The sequence below is a fragment of the Alkalihalobacterium chitinilyticum genome (genome assembly GCF_029028005.1).
Taxonomy (GTDB): Bacteria; Bacillota; Bacilli; order Bacillales; family Bacillaceae_F; genus Alkalihalobacterium; species Alkalihalobacterium chitinilyticum.
This window is the reverse complement of the sequence record NZ_JAOTPO010000002.1, coordinates 178,590-196,278: the sequence shown is the minus strand read 5'-3', so window position 1 is coordinate 196,278 and position 17,689 is coordinate 178,590. Positions and strand designations below refer to the sequence as shown.

The 17,689-nt window shown below is 40.3% G+C and carries 14 protein-coding genes and 1 other annotated feature (1 of these 15 running past the window's edge); of the genes, 1 reads left to right on the top strand and 13 read right to left on the bottom strand.

Translation table 11 applies throughout. The features are described from left to right. Positions 1-14, bottom strand: a sequence feature (ribosomal protein L21 leader region) (it extends 64 nt beyond the left edge of the window). A gap of 55 nt (positions 15-69) precedes the next feature. Further along, positions 70-1,569 carry an Rne/Rng family ribonuclease gene (locus N7Z68_RS03610; RefSeq protein ID WP_275117090.1) on the bottom strand — a complete coding sequence of 500 codons (1,500 nt, stop codon included), beginning with the start codon at positions 1,567-1,569 and terminating at the stop codon, positions 70-72. A 321-nt stretch (positions 1,570-1,890) separates the two neighbouring features. On the opposite strand from N7Z68_RS03610, the gene N7Z68_RS03605 reads away from it, so the two are divergent. Then, positions 1,891-2,280 (top strand): response regulator, encoded by a 390-nt coding sequence (locus N7Z68_RS03605; protein WP_275117089.1) that lies wholly within the window; start codon positions 1,891-1,893, stop codon positions 2,278-2,280. Positions 2,281-2,428: 148 nt separating this feature from the next. Here the strand turns inward: N7Z68_RS03605 and N7Z68_RS03600 are convergent, their stop codons facing one another. From N7Z68_RS03600 to N7Z68_RS03545, 12 genes are all read right to left on the bottom strand, one after another. Next, a complete protein-coding gene (locus tag N7Z68_RS03600; protein WP_275117088.1) occupies positions 2,429-3,211 on the bottom strand; it encodes a M50 family metallopeptidase in 783 nt (260 codons plus the stop codon). 52 nt (positions 3,212-3,263) lie between these two features. Further along, a complete protein-coding gene (locus tag N7Z68_RS03595; RefSeq protein ID WP_275117087.1) occupies positions 3,264-4,061 on the bottom strand; it encodes a M23 family metallopeptidase in 798 nt (265 codons plus the stop codon). A gap of 668 nt (positions 4,062-4,729) precedes the next feature. Then, on the bottom strand, positions 4,730-5,527 hold the full coding sequence (gene cobA, locus N7Z68_RS03590) for a uroporphyrinogen-III C-methyltransferase (RefSeq protein ID WP_275117086.1): 798 nt from the start codon (positions 5,525-5,527) through the stop codon (positions 4,730-4,732). Between the two features lie 21 nt (positions 5,528-5,548). Beyond that, a complete protein-coding gene (gene nasC, locus N7Z68_RS03585) occupies positions 5,549-7,717 on the bottom strand; it encodes an assimilatory nitrate reductase catalytic subunit NasC (RefSeq protein ID WP_275117085.1) in 2,169 nt (722 codons plus the stop codon). A 70-nt stretch (positions 7,718-7,787) separates the two neighbouring features. Beyond that, positions 7,788-8,114, bottom strand: coding sequence for a nitrite reductase small subunit NirD (gene nirD / locus N7Z68_RS03580; RefSeq protein ID WP_275117084.1), 327 nt, complete (start codon positions 8,112-8,114; stop codon positions 7,788-7,790). Positions 8,115-8,129: 15 nt separating this feature from the next. Then, positions 8,130-10,562, bottom strand: a complete 2,433-nt coding sequence (gene nirB / locus N7Z68_RS03575; protein ID WP_275117083.1) for a nitrite reductase large subunit NirB — start codon at positions 10,560-10,562, stop codon at positions 8,130-8,132. A 48-nt stretch (positions 10,563-10,610) separates the two neighbouring features. Then, positions 10,611-12,119 carry a NarK family nitrate/nitrite MFS transporter gene (locus tag N7Z68_RS03570; RefSeq protein WP_275117082.1) on the bottom strand — a complete coding sequence of 503 codons (1,509 nt, stop codon included), beginning with the start codon at positions 12,117-12,119 and terminating at the stop codon, positions 10,611-10,613. 1,420 nt (positions 12,120-13,539) lie between these two features. Next, a complete protein-coding gene (gene minD, locus N7Z68_RS03565) occupies positions 13,540-14,334 on the bottom strand; it encodes a septum site-determining protein MinD (protein WP_275117081.1) in 795 nt (264 codons plus the stop codon). A gap of 49 nt (positions 14,335-14,383) precedes the next feature. After that, positions 14,384-15,073 carry a septum site-determining protein MinC gene (gene minC, locus N7Z68_RS03560; RefSeq protein ID WP_275117080.1) on the bottom strand — a complete coding sequence of 230 codons (690 nt, stop codon included), beginning with the start codon at positions 15,071-15,073 and terminating at the stop codon, positions 14,384-14,386. Between the two features lie 104 nt (positions 15,074-15,177). After that, on the bottom strand, positions 15,178-15,702 hold the full coding sequence (mreD, locus tag N7Z68_RS03555; protein WP_275117079.1) for a rod shape-determining protein MreD: 525 nt from the start codon (positions 15,700-15,702) through the stop codon (positions 15,178-15,180). Further along, positions 15,699-16,568, bottom strand: coding sequence for a rod shape-determining protein MreC (gene mreC / locus N7Z68_RS03550; RefSeq protein WP_275117078.1), 870 nt, complete (start codon positions 16,566-16,568; stop codon positions 15,699-15,701). The genes mreD and mreC overlap by 4 nt, the downstream gene beginning before the upstream one ends. Positions 16,569-16,587: 19 nt before the next feature. Then, positions 16,588-17,628 (bottom strand): rod shape-determining protein, encoded by a 1,041-nt coding sequence (locus N7Z68_RS03545; RefSeq protein WP_275117077.1) that lies wholly within the window; start codon positions 17,626-17,628, stop codon positions 16,588-16,590. Between the last annotated feature and the right edge of the window lie 61 nt (positions 17,629-17,689).

The window sequence follows — 17,689 nt, the reverse complement described above, 5'->3', positions numbered from 1 at the left end:
GGTTGTAGCTTTTTGGGTGCGATCCAAATAACTAACAAAAAATATAATACCATATTTAAAAACTAAAAGTCAATCCTCTTTCCTTAACCGTTCCAGCTTATTCTTCGCATCTTCCAGGCTGCCCATAAACGGGATTTCATATTGTTGTTCAGTCATTCCTCGGTTTTCAAAAATAAGAATACGATAATGAAGCGCCTCTTCCAAACGCTTCAAATGCTCATCTTTTTTTCCACGTAAAACATGAGAGACATGCGGTGGTAATTCTAGGACGAGTGCCTCATGATCCATCCCGCGGTATTCCCATAATAGCCGCTCAACATGAAAAGCTTGAGCTTCATCTGAAAGTACAGATCCTTTGCCTTTACACGTAGGACAGACTTTCGACAGGCTGTCTTGTAGATTTTGCCTGATCTTTTTTCGCGTCATCTCGACGAGACCAAGTCCTGTTAATCCAAGAACATTCGTCTTCGTACGGTCTTTTTCCAAGGCATTTTTAAAAAAGTTTAAAACATCAATTTGATCTTGCTCTAACTTCATATCGATAAAATCAATAATAATAATCCCTGAAATATCTCGAAGTCTCAGCTGTCTTGCAATTTCTTTTGAAGCTTCTATATTTGTGCGCTTAATCGTATCTTGTAAGTCGTTTTTTCCAATGAACTTCCCAGTGTTCACGTCAATTACCGTTAACGCTTCTGTTCGATCGATCATGAGATAAGCGCCATTTTTGAGCCAAACTTGTTGTCTCATCGCTTTGTCTAGTTCTTTATCAATACCAAAGGAAGAAAAAATATTTTCTTTCCCTTGGTAAAAATGGAGCTTATCTTTTCTTTGCTCCCCGAGAAGATCAACCATCCGTTTGTAATCATAAAAGTTATCTATGTACACTGCATCTACAAGATCCAATGAAAAATCACGAAAAATACGTTCGATTAAACCGGTATCCTGGTGTATAAGAGCTGGCGGCTTGTCCTCTTTCTTTTCCTTCCAAGTGTCTTCCCAAAATCCTCGTAAAATACGGATGTCTTCTTCAATCTCTTCTGTTGTCGCCCCTTCGCAAACGGTACGGATAATTAAGCCTTCCTCATTCTCAGTCAGCTCTTCTCCTAACTTTTGCAATCTCGTTCTTTCTTCTTCTGAACGAATTTTCCGGGAAACTCCAATGTAATTTCCATTTGGCATATAGACGACAAACTTACCTGGAAACGAAACAACACCCGATAATCGAGGACCTTTTGTACCAAACCCTTCCTTTGTTACTTGTACGAGAAGTTCCTCTCCTTTTTTAACGAACTCACTAATATTCTTCTTCTTTTTTTCTTCATCTGATAAAGCTAACTGCTGAAACGACAGTAAATCATCTCGGTATAAAAATGCATTTTTATCACGCCCAATGTCTACAAAAGCAGCCTGCATTCCTGGAAGGACGTTTACCACACGGCCTTTGTATACATTCCCGACAATTCGCTTTTCAACAGAACGTTCAATTAGTAACTCAACTACTTTATCCTTTTCAAGAATGGCTGCTCGCCGTTCTCTTGTTGCCATATTGAAATAAATACGATACAACTGCCATCACCAACTTCAATTTATATCTTCCTATTGTACTGTAATCTTCACTAAAGTGAAAACTCGTTACTCCTATTTTGTCCTGACTTCTTCACTTTTTTTCTCACTCTGTTCTTCTGACAAGAAAAAAACTTGTTCTAGGACAAAATCAAAAATTCAAACTTAACTAATAAATAAGTTAAGAGATTAACACGGTTCGACGTTTTTCTATTTTTAATTGTAAATTTTTTAATAAAGAAATTGCTATATTTTTTACAAAGAGTTAATATAAATAATAAATAGATAAATAAATATACATTTTTTCATATTGCGGGAGGAATTATGGGTAGGAAACCGTTTATTTATTTGGTTGAAGATGAGCCGGCTCATGCAATGTTGATAACCTATCATATTGAAAAGCTTGGTTATGAAGTTGTTCACTTTGATAATAGTCCTGATTTCCTTCGAGCGCTGCCAGACGATCTTGATTTTCTCATCGTCAGTGATCAATTAGCTGATATTGAAACTTTTAAATTGTGTCAAATCGTCCGAGAGAAGCTCGATAAACCTGTTCGTGTTATTGTAACTAGTACTGGAGTTTTCAATCATCAACTTAGCGAATACGCAACCTTTACTTCTTACTTACAAAAGCCTTTTTCAATATCCGACTTAAAAGAAAAACTACAATTTACGTTTAAACAGCCTGTTCTTACATACCAGCATGGTAACTGAGACAACATATAAAATAAGCAGACGATTTCACTTCGTCTGCTTTTATTTTGTACTTATTTAGCTTAAAAGTATCAATTTAATTGAAAAAATGCTCCTCATATCGATATAACCACTACTCACTATCTTCTAGCTGCCTTCCGTTTCACCCTTAAGAAATAAACACTTCCTTTAACTTTCGGTCAAACGCTTTTTGATTAAAATAAGCATCTAATAACATTTTCTCTGAGACGCAATGATTTCGGTCAATGGTAATCGTATGTTTGTGTCCACGCCGAAACTGCTCCAATACTTGACGGACTTTCATATTTTGGTGCACTTGCAGCGAATATCGCTTTAAATGACGTTCTTCTAAGTAAAAACGATCCAACAGAAACCGCATAAAGATATAATGCCGCTGTTTCCATTCTAGATAGTTGGCAATACATAAAAAGGACAGAACGACCCAAAGATTTAAATGAAAAGGAAATAATTTCAGACTGATCATTCCAATGATGACAATACCTGTTGTAGATAGTAATAATGTTAACTTCTGTCCTTGCTTATAAGGAAGCTTATACGTACAGGCTAAATGTAATATACGTCCGCCGTCCAATGGCCATATCGGTAATAAATTAAATCCGAGTATCATTAAATTATGCCAAACAAAAAGTTGATGATCTGCCGTTGACCAAAGCGGTGTTTGGACCAAAAGAAAAGATGCTCCAATCATCCAGAGGTGTTGGGTTGGGCCGGAAACAATGACAATCAACTCCTCGCGAAACGGTCGATTTGAACTCTCATTCATTTCAGCCACACCTCCGAATGGAAGCAACTCTATTTTTGAAATCCTCCACTTAAACCATTTTGCAGCAAATACATGTCCCATCTCATGAATAAACACGATCAAAAACACCATGATGACTTCTTTAAAATAGCCTGTAATGATCCCCATTCCGAGCACGAACCAAAATAGAGGATTAATTTTTATTTTTGAAAGAAGCGAATTATTCAAAGCTAATCACATCGTTTGGATCAATATAGTCTTCGCCTTCTTTAATGGAAAGATAATATATTCCTTTTTCTGCTCCTTCACTAGCTGAAACTCTACCAACCGGTTTTCCAGCCTCAATATGATCATACAACTTTACATCGACGGTCTCTAACATTCCATACCATGATTGCCCCCCGTCATAATGCTGAATGGCAACGGTACGACCTAGTCTCTCTTCTTCACCTACAAAAATAACAAGACCCGACTTCACCGCTTCAACATTCGCACCGATTTCGGTTTCTACTAATATCCCTGTACCATTTTGTTGAAAGTCTTCACGGATCTGTCCAGTTGCAGGTACAGCATAGGCGACTGGAGGTGCTTCTTCTGTATCTTCAAGTGCTACGTCCATAGACATCGGTAAAAGGGCTAGCGGACGGCCGAATTGATTTTCATACCAATCAGCAATAGCTGCAAACTGAAATTCCTGCTCATAAGACTGCTTGACGACTTGCCTCGCACTTTCAAGCTGGGGCATACTACTATTGAACATGATGGCAACAAGTAAAAATAAAACAACAGCGATGAGTGATCTCATTAAAAACCAATCTTTTTGTTTCCACTTTTCTTCTATGGCCGTTTTCTTTTTTTCTTCTTGAAAAACGTAAAAGTCTGGTTCATCTCTCGATTCGGTATGGCGATCATAAAAAAGCGGTGCTGAACGTTCTCGTTCTTTTCGAGCCCCTTTCCCTTGAGCCTCTCTTCTTCTAGACTCTATTTGTCTCCTAATTTTATCAATTCGTTTAGACATCACATACCCCATCCTTTTCACGACAAATTCTTCTAGTGCGTGTTCAAAAAGGAGGACAAAAAGATCCAAGAAGTTCGAGGCGATGAAGTTGCGAGTACCACAGCGTATGCTATTCATACGTGAGGAACACAGCAACAAACCAACGACATTCCACAGGATGTGGTGACTTCGACGTTCCCACAGGACGTGGGGGGCTTAGTCGAAGATCACTACTGACGGAGATTTTTCCCGGACTTTTTGAACATCCTCTTCTAGTCTCGTCCCACTTTTTTACTCTATCTTATGACTTGTCCGTTCTTTATATGACATAAATCAAATGTTTAAATGTTTCATAGAAACAAGATAAAGCCTAAGCGCCACGTTCGGACTGGAGCCACTGTATCAGATTAAGGAAACACGGTGTGCGCTAGTGAGCCGATGTTGACTTATCGCAAGGTGGTGATTGAGGTTTCCCAGGGGGCTGAAGCTAGATATAGGAAAGCGTAAGGTGCTTCTTATAGAGGACAAGCGCTGGAGGTCCTGTAATAAGTGTCTTGCTCTTTAGACACGTTTGATGTTCCGAAGCGACCTATAGCCGATGGCACCTAAGCTAGACATCTTGGAATTTTATACTTTCAAGCTCATACAAAAAGACACACGGATAGCTGTGTGCCTTTATAAAACCAAAATTATCCAATATTTACTTCTTGCCAATTCGAGATGGAATCAGCTTGAATTTCTTCATACCATGCAAGCTTGTTCCTTAACTGGACGACATCGCCGACAATAATAATTGCAGGGGATTTTATTTGGGCATTAGCGGCTTTTTCAACAATGTTAGCTAGGTCGCCAACGAGTGTTCGTTGCCTTTTCGTCGTTCCTTGTTCAACTAAAGCGATTGGGGTGTTAGGTGAGCGCCCGTAAGTCATTAGATTTTCGCATATCAATGAAAGATTGGACAGCCCCATATAAAATACAAGTGTATCCGAACCCGTTGCAAGGTGCCGCCAGTTCATTGCTTCTCCACTTTTATCTGATCGCTTATGGCCTGTAACAAACGTCACCGACGAACTATAATCCCTATGTGTCACCGGGATTCCAGCAAACATCGGAGCAGAAATCCCTGACGTAATTCCCGGTATAAATTCAAACTCAACCTGATGAGCAGCACAATACTCAGCTTCTTCCCCGCCACGCCCAAACATGCATGGGTCGCCTCCTTTCAGGCGGACGACTTGTTTTCCTCGTTTAGCTTGAAGGACTAATATCTCGTTAATATGCTCCTGTGGAATCGTATGTTGATTAGGCAGCTTACCGCAATATATGAGCTCGACGTTACGGTTTGCATAACCGATCAGTTCAGGATTAACTAATCGATCATAGACGATGACTTCTGCGCCTTGAATTGCTTCTAAGCCTTTAATCGTTAAAAGTTTGGGGTCACCGGGTCCCGCTCCCACTAGAAAAACCTTTCCTTTCGCTTTCATTTCTATCTCCCCCCTCTTTGTTTATGAAATGACCACGGATTCTTGTGCAACCTTTTCTTTTACTGGTTGAACCGGACTGATTTTTACTGAACTGACTTTAAATTCAGGCATCCGACAAACTGGGTCTAAAGCAGGATTCGTAACCCGGTTAATACATTGAAAATCCCCCCAATGAAATGGTGCAAATAGCGTGTCCTCGCGAATACTTTCAGTTACTTTACTCTTTACAATGACAGATCCTCTTTTTGACTCAATCCGGACTAATGTATCGTTTTCAATGTTATATTCTAAGGCTGTTTGTGGATGGATTTCTACAAAAGGTTCCTTTGATCGCTCGATTAGCTCCTGGCTTCTTCTCGTTTGGACCCCTGTTAAGTAGTGCTCCATTAAACGACCTGTCGTAAGAATTAGCGGGTATTTCTTGGTCGCTTTCTCACTACGAATCAGTTCATGGCCAATGTGGAATTGTGCACGACCGTCTGTGGTATGAAAGGATTTTTCAAACAGGCGCAAAGTTCCCTGGTGTGATGAGTCTGGGCACGGCCAGAATACACCTCCATTTTTAACTCGATCATACGTAATTCCGAAGTAATCAGCAGTTCCTCCTTTACTGGCCTGACGTAATTCATTAAATATGTCTTCCACTTTTTCATACGTAAAATAATGATCTTTTCCTAAGGATTTTGCCAACTCACAAACGATTTGCCAATCGTGCTTCACTTCTTTTGGTGCTTTTCGTTCGGCATGCCGGTAAACGACTCTTCCTTCTAAATTGGTCATCGTTCCTTCATCTTCAAGGTAAGAAGTTGTTGGTAATATTAAATCAGCCATTCGAGCGGTTTCTGAAATAAACATATCTACTACAACTAGAAAATCTAGTTTTTCTAATGCCTTCTCTACAAAAACAGCATTTGGACTGGAGACGACTGGATTAGAGCCCATTAAGAACAACGCTTTAATTTCTTCTCGGTCGATCTTTTCGATAAGTTCATAGGCAGAAACACCTTTGCGCGGCAACTCACTTTCATCTACACCCCAAATGTCGGCAATATATTTTCGATCAGTTTCATTTTCGATTGATCGGTAACCTGGGAGCTGGTCGGCTTTTTGTCCATGCTCCCTCCCGCCTTGACCATTCCCTTGACCCGTGACGGCACCGTATCCACACGCATGCTTGCCAATCTTTCCTGTTGCCAATACTAGGTTTAAAAAATGTCGAACGGTTTGATAGCCGTTGGCATGTTGTTCGACTCCTCTAGCAGTAAAAATCATCCCCGTTTCTGCTTGACCGTAGTGACGTGCCGCTACTCGTATTTCATCACTTGTAATCCCGCATTGTTTTGCAATCGTGGCAACGGATACCTGATTTACCTGATCTAGAACTGGCTCAAAACCTTTCGTCCGTTCGGCAATAAAAGTTTCATCACAGTACTTTTCATCTACAAGCACTTTGAGCATCCCCATAGCTAAATTCGCATCTGTCCCTGGTTTCACCTTAATGTGCAGATCAGCAAATTTAGTTGTGGCTGTTTCTCGAGGATCAATCGCAATAATAAAAGCGCCATTCTTTTTCGCTTTCCGGAAATACGGCATAATCGTCGGCTGGCACTCCGCAATGTTCGTTCCGGCTAAGATAATGCACTTCGCATCAGCTATTTCAGTCAGCTGGTTTGTCATCCCACGGTCGATACCAAACGTCGCGTTGGCAGCTGATGCTGCTGCACTCATACAGAAACGTCCGTTATAATCAATATACTTTGTTTTCAAACCAACTCTAGCAAACTTCCCTAGTAAATACGCTTCCTCATTCGTTAATGAACCTCCGCCGTATACGCCAATTGAATCACTCCCGTACTCTTGTTGTAATGACGAGAATTGTTCTGCGATCATCTCAAGTGCCAAGTCCCAGGAAATTCGAACCCATTCTCCATCAATCTTATATAGCGGGTACTTCACACGCTCTCCATTAATCGCATGTTGATGAGCTTGAAGCCCTTTAATACACAGCCTTCCTTCTGACGTTGGATCTTGTTTATTCGGTTTTACTTTAAATCGTTTTCGCTGAATGATGTGCTCTTCAATCAGCTCCATCGAACATTGCATACTACAGTATGGACAACGCCCTTTCATGATCTGTTCAGAGCTTTGTTTTAGCTGCTTTTCACGAAAATATTGAATTAAATCGCTCATTACTTAACACCCTCTTGCTCCCAAAAGTATAGATGGTATCACGGGCTATTTATAGGAACCCTCTATTCTCCTAGTTAATGACAAGAAAAACGGTCTCTTCTTCAATTATCGCTTCATAGGTTTTAACGCAACCTGTATCCGGTTTTTGAACCAATCCATCATTTAAGCAAACCTTCCAATCGTGTAATGGACAGAAAACATGGTCACCGGCGACTATCCCTTGAGAAAGGGGGCCGCCTTTATGAGGACATTTGTTAGCAACCGCACGAACGGCACCCGAAGCCAAGCGGAATACAGCTACACTCTGATCACCGATGATTACTTCTTTCCCATACTTTTTAGGTATATCCGTTAGTTTGCCAATCATCACTTTACTTCCAGCTTGAATTTTACTCATAGACAGTTCCCCCTTTTATTGAATGACTTCAACGTGTTTATTTTTAAATAATTCAGTTTGCAGTTCGTTACTTTCGTAAATTTCGCTCCAAGGTTCTTTAACAGTTGATAAGACAATTTCCATTCGCTCACTTAATTCTTTTTGATTTTGCTCATTTGAAATGACTTGGTCGATGACATAATCAAGTCCCACTCTTTCAATCCAATGCGATGTTCGCTCTAAATAACGCGCATTTTCACGATAAAGTTGTAGGTAAGCAGCCGTTATTTGGAGGACCTCTTCACTTGTTTTTACTTTGCAAAGCAGGTCGCCTTTTCGAAGTTCAGTTCCTCCATTCCCTCCGACATAAATCTCCCAAGCACCTTCAACCCCTACAATTCCGACATCTTTAATTCCTGATTCCGCACAGTTTCTCGGACAAGCAGATACAGCCATCTTGACCTTATGCGGTGTATTTAAGCCTTCGAACTTTTTCTCAAGAGCAATCCCCATTCCAATTGAATCCTGGGTTCCAAAGCGACAGAAGCTCTCACCTACGCATGTTTTTACCGTTCGAAGCGTCTTGCCGTACGCATGACCGGATGGCATCCCAATTTCTTTCCAAACATTCGGCAGGTCTTCTTTTTTTATACCGAGTAAATCGATGCGCTGACCTCCGGTTAATTTCACGAGCGGTACGTTATACCTTTCAGCTACTTCAGCAATTCTTTTTAATTCTGTTGGGTTTGTAACTCCCCCATACATCCTAGGTACAACTGAATAAGTACCGTCCTTTTGGATGTTCGCATGCATTCTCTCATTTACAAAACGAGACTCTCTTTCATCTTCAAAGTTTGTTGGATGAACCATTCCTAAGTAGTAGTTAATAGCTGGACGACATTTTGAACATCCATCTTCATTTTTCCACCCTAGTACATTCATCACTTCTCGTGTATGTGTTAGCCCTTTTTCACGAATTTCAGCAACAACTTCTTCATGAGTTAAATCCGTGCACCCACAAAGGGCTTCTGTTTTGGCAGTAGCGTCAAATTCATCTCCTAATGTATCGGCCAACAACTCTGATATCATCGGCTTACACGTCCCGCAGGAGCGACCGGCACTCGTACAGCCACTGACTTCTTCTACTGAACAAAGGCTTTGATCACGAATTGCTGAAACGATCGTCCCTTTTGTAACACCATTACAGCCGCATACATTGTCATTCGCTGCTAATGAAGCAGTTAAACTTTCAGACACTGCGTCATTACTTTGCAAAATATTAATCGGCGCCATATCTGAAACATCTGCACCTTCATTAATCATACTTAACAGTTTTGTACTTTCTTTTGTATCTCCAAATAATACAGCCCCAACGACTTTGTTATTGCGAATCATTACTTTTTTATAAATCCCTTCAAATTCGTCGTACACTCGGACACTTCTCGTCGAGCCATCATCGACGAACTCACCCGCAGAAAACACATTGACACCTGACACTTTTAATTTGGTTGATAGAACGGTCCCTTGGTAACCAGCACCAGCATTTTCCCCAACAATATGGTTTGCAAGTACTTTTCCTTGCTCATAAAGAGGTGCGACTAACCCATAAACGACTTCGCGATGTTCCGCGCATTCCCCAACAGCATAAACATCTTGAGCATTCGTCTGCATGTAATTATTAACGACTACACCGCGATTGACTTCAATGCCACTTTCACTTGCTACTAGCGTATTCGGGCGGATTCCGACAGCCATGACTACGAGGTCTGCTTCGGTTTCCGAGCCATCTTTAAAAATTACTTTTTCAACTCGATCCGTTCCCACGATTTTGTCAGTAAGCTTTGGCATCAGGAAATTCATTCCTTGTTTTTCAAGCTCTACTCGAAGAAGCTTTGCTGCATCTTGGTCTAGCTGTCTTTCCATTAAATGATCTTGTAAATGAACAACATCGACTTCCATACCTAGGTTTAATAGACCACGGGCTGCTTCTAATCCAAGTAAGCCCCCGCCGATTACGACTGCTTTTTTATAGTTTTTAGCTGCATCAATCATCGTTTCGCAATCTTTTATATCTCGGAAGGCTATAACTCCTTCCAGGTCAGCACCTGGAACTGGTAATATGAACGGGTTAGAACCTGTAGCCATAATGACGTAGTCGTATTTCATTTCTCGGTCTTTGTTCGTATAGAGAACTTTCTGCTCTGTGTCTAATCTCGTGACGGTCTCATTTGTAAACAGCTCAATTTCATTTTCTGTATACCATTCAATACTATTAATCTCGATATCTTTTATCGTCGTATCCCCGGCTAACACCGCAGAAAGCATAATGCGGTTATAGTTGACATGAGGCTCACTTCCGAATATCGTAATTTCAAATTGATCTTTTCCATTAGCCAGCTTTAAAATTTCTTCAATACAACGAACACCAGCCATTCCATTTCCAATGAGCACAAGTTTCTTTTTCTCCATCTTAACCCCTCCTGAAAATCTATAAGTTTTTTATTTGTACGGCTTGCTTTATAGAGCTTTTCTTTCTAGTACTTTTTCCTCTGATCCAACCGCTGCTTCTTCTCGATCAACTGATGATAAATGATAATCTTCACCAAACGAATTATCAGGTTCTTCTAAAAGGAAGTAACAAATAACGAAACTTAGAAATGCCCCCGTTGCTAGAATGAAAAAGAATTGTTGCGGCGTAACGAGTGTAAATAACGTTAAGTAAATAGTTGAACCGACATTTCCGTAAGCTCCTGCCATTCCTGCTACTTGACCGGTAATTCGTTTTTTAATCATCGGAATAACTGCGAAAGTTGCCCCTTCTGCGCCTTGAATAAATACAGAAGTTAAAACAGTAACGGCAACAGCTACAATCAGCGGCCATGATGAGTCGATAAAGCCCATCGCGACTAGGCCTAACGTAATCCCAACCATGTAAACGAGCATGACTTTTCTTCGGCTTCCCATTCGGTCAGATAACATTCCTCCAAGCGGTCTGGCTACTAAATTAATAAAGGCAAATGAGGCAGCGATAAGACCAGCTGATGTGGCACTAAGTGAAAAAGTTAGCTGAAAAAACATCGGGAGCATGGAAACAATCGCTAATTCTGCCCCAAAGTTAGCAAAATACGTACTGTTTAATGCAGCTACATTTTTAAATTTGTATTGATCATCTTTAGGTACACCCTTTTTTAAGATGGGGATATTCACTTTCAGGATTTTATAGACTTGAAAAACAATGGTAAGTGCGATCGCTGTATAAAGGGCATACAGCACATTCGTTGAGATAAAGCCCATTCCTTCCAATCTCCAAGACAGTACGGCTAATGCACCACCTAATGGAACCGTCCAGATAATGAGCCAAACTAAGTCCCCCCAGCTGCTAACTTCCATCGCCCCAGTTCGTTTTGGTTTAATGTACTCTTTTCCTTCCGGGGTATCGCGGACATTTAAGTAATAAATGACCCCATAAACGAGACAGAAGACGCCGGTTAAAGCAATTGCATAACGCCAGCCGTTATCTCCACCAAACATCGTTAAAGCGATCCAAGGTAGTAACATCGCACCTGCAGCTGAACCAAAGTTACCCCAACCGCCGTATATTCCTTCGGCAAAACCAACGTCTTTCGGCGGGTACCATTCAGCTACCATTCGGATCCCAATAACAAAACTTGCACCAATACTACTTAACAACAACCTGGAAATCATCAGTTGTGACCAACTATCTCCAAAGGCAAAGATAAACGTCGGAATGGACATGAGGATGAGTAAACCAGAATAAACGACCCGCGGTCCAAATCGATCTAACAGCACGCCAATAATAATACGGGCCGGGATCGTTAAAGCGACATTGATGATCGCCAGCGCTGAGATATGTTCCCTTGTCAGCCAGTCTGAGCTTTCTAGCATCGTCGTAGCAAGCGGCGCCATGTTAAACCAAGTGAAAAAAGATACAAAGAATGCAAACCAAGTAAAATGTAATATTTTTGTCCTCTCATCCTTAAACGTAAATAAATCCGAAACTTTCAATCCAGTTACCCCCTCAATTTTCTTTGGACTTCTTTCCGACTGGTTGTTGATCTAAGAAAGTTAATTAAAACTATCGGTTTATAAGGAATTATGCTTATAAAAAACTAATTTCCATTAGCTAGTGTAATGGGTGTTACGCAGGCTAAGTTGCAAATATAAAATTCTGACTTTTTTGATTAATTTGATTGTGCCATAAAAGTAATTCACTGTGTTCGAGATTGAAAGAAGATCTAACAAGGTTTTCCCTATAGCAACAATGAAAACGCTATTATTTTTGTTGGTGTTTTGGATGGCAGGTTTGGTAGGTATAAGGGAAGTGATTTGGGGATCAAGCGCGGGAACCACTATTAGAGGGTGTAAAAGAATAGGGTTTGGTATATGTGGGATTGATGAGTATAGATCTTTGTTGGTTGGATTAACTTTTGAGTGCGCTATTAGAAGGGGTTATCGTAATTCATAACACTTGTGAGTCAGCGCAGATCTAAAGGTCAAGGCATACTAAGATTAGAGCACTAATAATTTTATTGACTGTTATCCTCTTTGATTCACACTTCCTCCTAGTTTTTTCCTCCAGCGCTCACGATTCTTTCCTTTGCGTTCACGCTTCCTCCTAGTTTTTTCCTCTACCGCTCACGATCACTTCCTTTTCGTCCATGCTTCCTCCTAGTTTTTTCCTCTACTGCTCACGATTCTTTCCTTTGCGTTCACGCTTTCTCCTAGTTTTTTCCTCTACCGCTCACGATCACTTCCTTTTCGTCCACACTTTCTCCTAGTTTTTTCCTCTACCGCTCACGATCACTTCCTCTTCGTCCACACTTTCTCCTAGTTTTTTCCTCTACCGCTCACGATCACTTCCTTTTCGTTCACGCTTCCTCCTAGTTTCTTCCTTTAGCGCTCACGATTCTTTCCTTTTCGTTCACGCTTTCTCCTAGTTTTTTCCTTTAGCGCTCACGATTCTTTCCCTTTCGTTCACGCTTTCTCCTAGTTTTTTCCTCTAGTGCTCACTATTAGTTCCCATTCGTTCAAGCTTTCTCCTAGTTTTTTCCTTTAGCGCTCACGATTCTTTCCTTTGCGTTCACGATTTCTCCTAGTTTTTTCCTCTAGTGCTCACGATCACTTCCTTTTCGTTCACACTTTTTCCTAGTTTTTTCCTCCAGCGCTCACGATTCTTTCCTTTGCGTTCACGCTTTCTCCTAGTTTTTTACTTAAGCGCTCACGATCCATTCCCTTTCGTTCACTATTCCTCCTAATTTTTTCCTATACTGCTCACGATTTTTTCCTTTTCGTTCACGCTTTTTCCGATTTACTTCCTCTAACGCTTACCATTTCAAGCACCTAGTTAATAAAACTAGCTCCTAACATAAAAAAGCGTAACGGATTTTTGACAAATCCATCACGCTTATAATCTTCAAATCTACTATTAACGGATACCAAAGAACTTCTTTACTTTTGTAAAGACGCCTTTGTCCTCACCAAGTGACATAAGAGGAACCGTCTCACCTTGTATACGTCTTGCGATATTACGGTATGCAAGCGACGCTTTGCTTCCAGGGTGAAGAGCAACCGGCTCTCCTTTGTTTGAATGCTTAATGACATTTTCATCATCAACGACGATCCCTAGTAATTCAATTGCTAGAATACTAACAATTTCATCAACGTCTAACATTTCACCGCTCTTCATCATATGATTACGGATACGGTTTACAATCAGTAATGGTGGTTCAACATTCTCTTTTTCTAGTAAACCGATAATACGGTCTGCATCACGAACCGCTGATAACTCAGGAGTCGTCACAACAATCGCTTTATTTGCACCGGCAACCGCATTTTTAAATCCTTGCTCGATACCCGCTGGACAGTCAATTAAGACATAATCATAATCTCGTTTTAATTCTTCTACGATAATTTTCATTTGCTCAGGTGTTACTGAAGACTTGTCCTTTGTTTGAGCAGCTGGTAATAGATATAAACATTCGAACCGCTTGTCTTTAATTAGGGCTTGCTGCAAGCGACAACGCTCTTCTGCCACATCAACAAGATCATATATGATTCGGTTTTCTAATCCCATGACAACGTCCAGATTGCGAAGACCAATATCTGTATCGATTAAGCAAACTCTTTTACCTGAAAGGGCTAGGGCTGTTCCGATGTTAGCGGAAGTTGTCGTTTTCCCGACGCCCCCTTTTCCAGAAGTAATTACGATAGCCTCTCCCACACATATTTCCCCTTTCTTCCTCTATGTCAAATTCCAACCGATTTTCCTTTTAACTCGTCACTTTTTCAAGTGACCGATTTAAACTTGGACGTAACCAAGGTAATTGTTGAATTCGTTCCAAAACAATCGTATCATCATTGGAATTTATGTACGCACACTCCATTTGACGGTCCACTTGTTCATTTCGATTAGGTTCTTGACGTAAATGTTCATTAATTTTTAACTGTGACGGTGCCATCACAGACGCAGCAATGACTGCTGTTTCATCACCCTCACTGCCAGCATGCGCCATTCCCCGTAATGCTCCCATGACAAAGATATTACCTGAAGCGACTACTGCTCCTCCAGGGTTAACATCACCAATCAATAATAAATCTCCATTAACTTTAAAAACTTGACCCGAACGAATGATTTTAGAGACCATTACCGTTTGCTTTTCCTCTGCCATTCGTTCTGCTTCTTCTTTAGTAATGACTTTTGTTTCAATTTGATCGATTACTAAATTTTTTCCTTCACAAACGAGTTCTTTAAGTTCCTTTTCTTGCTCTACAGTTAAATAACGGTGACCCGTATCAATATAAACTTTCACTGCAGGACCATCGGATTTCTCGTAATGTTTAGAAGATAATTTTTCTTTAAGCTCTTCCATGATACTTTCTAAACTACAATTATCACTTAATAAAAATGTTAATCCGTCTTTCGTCCCTTTTATTGTAACGTGGTGTTTCTTTTGTAACATTTATAGTTCACCTCAGAGTAGGTTAGATCCATTTACACCATTACTGTTATTTCTACAAAAAGACTAAAAACTCCTCTTTTAGCGGAAAGAAAATTCAATTTACTTTAATGTTTTTGTATTTCTTCCATTTTCTTTAAGTAAAGAAGATACTTACGTAAAGGATACAAAATAATGAGTGAAAAAATAAAATTTAAACCTAATGTCGATAATAAACGTCTTTGTAAAAACTCATCATGGGTCATTGCCGTAATATTAAGCATCGAATTAATTCCAAAAGTAAAATATTCTACAATAATTACCGCCACTAATGTAAGTAACACAACAACAGTATAGCTTCTTCTCACATAAAGGTGTGATAAGGATAATAGATAAGCAATGAACCCAAGGCAAAACATATACACACCAAGTAATTCTGTATAAACGACATCATAAAGAAGGCCAAAGATTAAGCCATATATAATTGCATGAGTCTTCCCTAAGAAAATACCGATAATGATTATTGCAACGACCACAAATCTTGGGATATAAAGCAAATCACTCCCATATTGCTCAGGTGCATACACTTGAAAAAGTGACCCTTCAATGACAAAAATAAACAACATAATTAAAGGAAGAAGAATTCGATTCACAATCCATCTCCCTCCGTAAGTTCAGGATCTAATGTCGTACTTGTTCGTTCAATTACAATCACATAGTCTAAACCATAGAAATCTGCTGCAGGTTGGATGTACGCATTTTTTGTTAATCCGTATTCATCCGGCTCAATCTGAACAATTTCACCGATAATTAAACCACGTGGATACACCCCGCCAAGTCCCGAAGTTGTAACGGTTTGTTCTACTTCGATATCAGCGTCAATATCTAATTTTTTCAACATCAGCATTCCTGTCTCAGGATCAAAGCCTTCAATAAAACCATAAGCAGGTACTTCAGCTTGAACCATTGCAGATACACGGTTGGTGCGATCATTATCGGTTAACAATTGAACTTTAGAAGAAAATTGTCCGACTTGATGGACCTTACCAATTAAACCGCCTGCCGTAATGACCGCCATATTTCTTTGAATGCCATGTTCTGATCCGCGGTTAATTCCTATAAATTCGCTCCAGCGGTCTGGGTTACGATGAATGACCGTTGCTGTTCGCATTCTAAAATCACTTAACGTTTCTTCTATTTCGAGAGTTGCTTTTAACGTATCATTTTCAGCCTTTAACATATTACGCTCCACTGATACTTGAGCGTACTCTTCTAATCTTGCTTTTAATACTTGATTTTCCGCATAGAGTCCTTGTAATTCATTAAGATTCTCAAAGAAACCCGCTGCAAATTGAGCGGGTTTGGAAACCAGGGTTTGAACCCATCCAACAGTGTCCTTCATAAATTGCTCTGGCCAAGTTACTCGGTCACGGTCACTCATGGAATATCCAATTAGCGCAACAAGTATAATAATGCTCACCATTAAGACAATGAGCCGTTTATTTGAAAAAAATGTCATTGTCTACACCTACTTACAATTACGATTTGCGACCGGAACGAACTGTGATCCCCGCTCTTGAGCGGAATAAATGAATATTTTCTAATGCTCGACCTGTACCAAGTGCTACACAATCGAGTGGATCTTCTGCAACAATAACCGGCATATTCGTTTCATCACTAAGTACACGATCTAAGTTACGAAGAAGCGCACCGCCTCCTGTTAAAACGATTCCACGATCCATAATATCTGCTGCTAATTCAGGAGGAGATTTCTCTAGTGTATTTTTCACTGCATCTATAATTGCATCCACCGTATCTTTTAGGGCATCTGAAATTTCGACAGCTGTAACTGTAATCGTCTTTGGCAATCCTGTTACAAGGTCACGACCACGAATGTCCATGTCCTCTACACCTTCAGGAGAACCTGCGGAACCAACTTCTAGCTTTAATGCTTCTGCTGTACGTTCACCGATCATTAAGTTATACGTCTTTTTAATGTATTGAATAATTGCATCGTCCATTTCATCACCGGCAACTCGGATCGATTGACTGGTTACAATACCGCCTAAAGAAATAATGGCGACTTCTGTCGTTCCACCGCCAATATCAACAACCATACTACCGGTTGGCTCCCATACTGGTAAATCTGCGCCAATCGCTGCTGCAAACGGCTCTTCAATCGTATAAGCTTCACGAGCACCCGCTTGCTTTGTCGCATCTTCAACAGCACGCTTTTCAACAGCAGTAATTCCTGATGGTACACAAACCATCACATTTGGTTTTCTTGTAAAAATCGAACGTTGCCTCAGAGCTTGTCGAATAAAATGTTTTAGCATTGTTGCAGTTGTATCGAAATCAGCAATTACACCGTCTTTCATTGGACGAACCGCAACGATGTTTCCTGGAGTACGACCGATCATATTTTTCGCATCGTTACCTACCGCCTCAATCGAACCTGTATCTGTTCGCAGTGCAACTACTGAAGGTTCACGAACAATAACACCTTTACCCTTCACATATACGAGGGTATTGGCTGTACCTAAATCAATTCCTAAGTCTTTTGAAAAACCACCAAACATCTATGTATCTCCCTTCATGAAACCCAAAACTCATAAAGTATATTATACTGAATATCCTTGC

Coding starts and splice junctions, on each gene's coding strand:
- N7Z68_RS03600 (WP_275117088.1), bottom strand. CDS start 3,211: ATGGGGATCATTACAGGCTATTTTAAAGAAGTCATCATGGTGTTTTTG.
- N7Z68_RS03605 (WP_275117089.1), top strand. CDS start 1,891: ATGGGTAGGAAACCGTTTATTTATTTGGTTGAAGATGAGCCGGCTCAT.
- N7Z68_RS03595 (WP_275117087.1), bottom strand. CDS start 4,061: ATGTCTAAACGAATTGATAAAATTAGGAGACAAATAGAGTCTAGAAGA.
- N7Z68_RS03545 (WP_275117077.1), bottom strand. CDS start 17,628: ATGTTTGGTGGTTTTTCAAAAGACTTAGGAATTGATTTAGGTACAGCC.
- cobA (WP_275117086.1), bottom strand. CDS start 5,527: ATGAAAGCGAAAGGAAAGGTTTTTCTAGTGGGAGCGGGACCCGGTGAC.
- nasC (WP_275117085.1), bottom strand. CDS start 7,717: ATGAGCGATTTAATTCAATATTTTCGTGAAAAGCAGCTAAAACAAAGC.
- nirD (WP_275117084.1), bottom strand. CDS start 8,114: ATGAGTAAAATTCAAGCTGGAAGTAAAGTGATGATTGGCAAACTAACG.
- minC (WP_275117080.1), bottom strand. CDS start 15,073: ATGTTACAAAAGAAACACCACGTTACAATAAAAGGGACGAAAGACGGA.
- mreC (WP_275117078.1), bottom strand. CDS start 16,568: ATGACATTTTTTTCAAATAAACGGCTCATTGTCTTAATGGTGAGCATT.
- nirB (WP_275117083.1), bottom strand. CDS start 10,562: ATGGAGAAAAAGAAACTTGTGCTCATTGGAAATGGAATGGCTGGTGTT.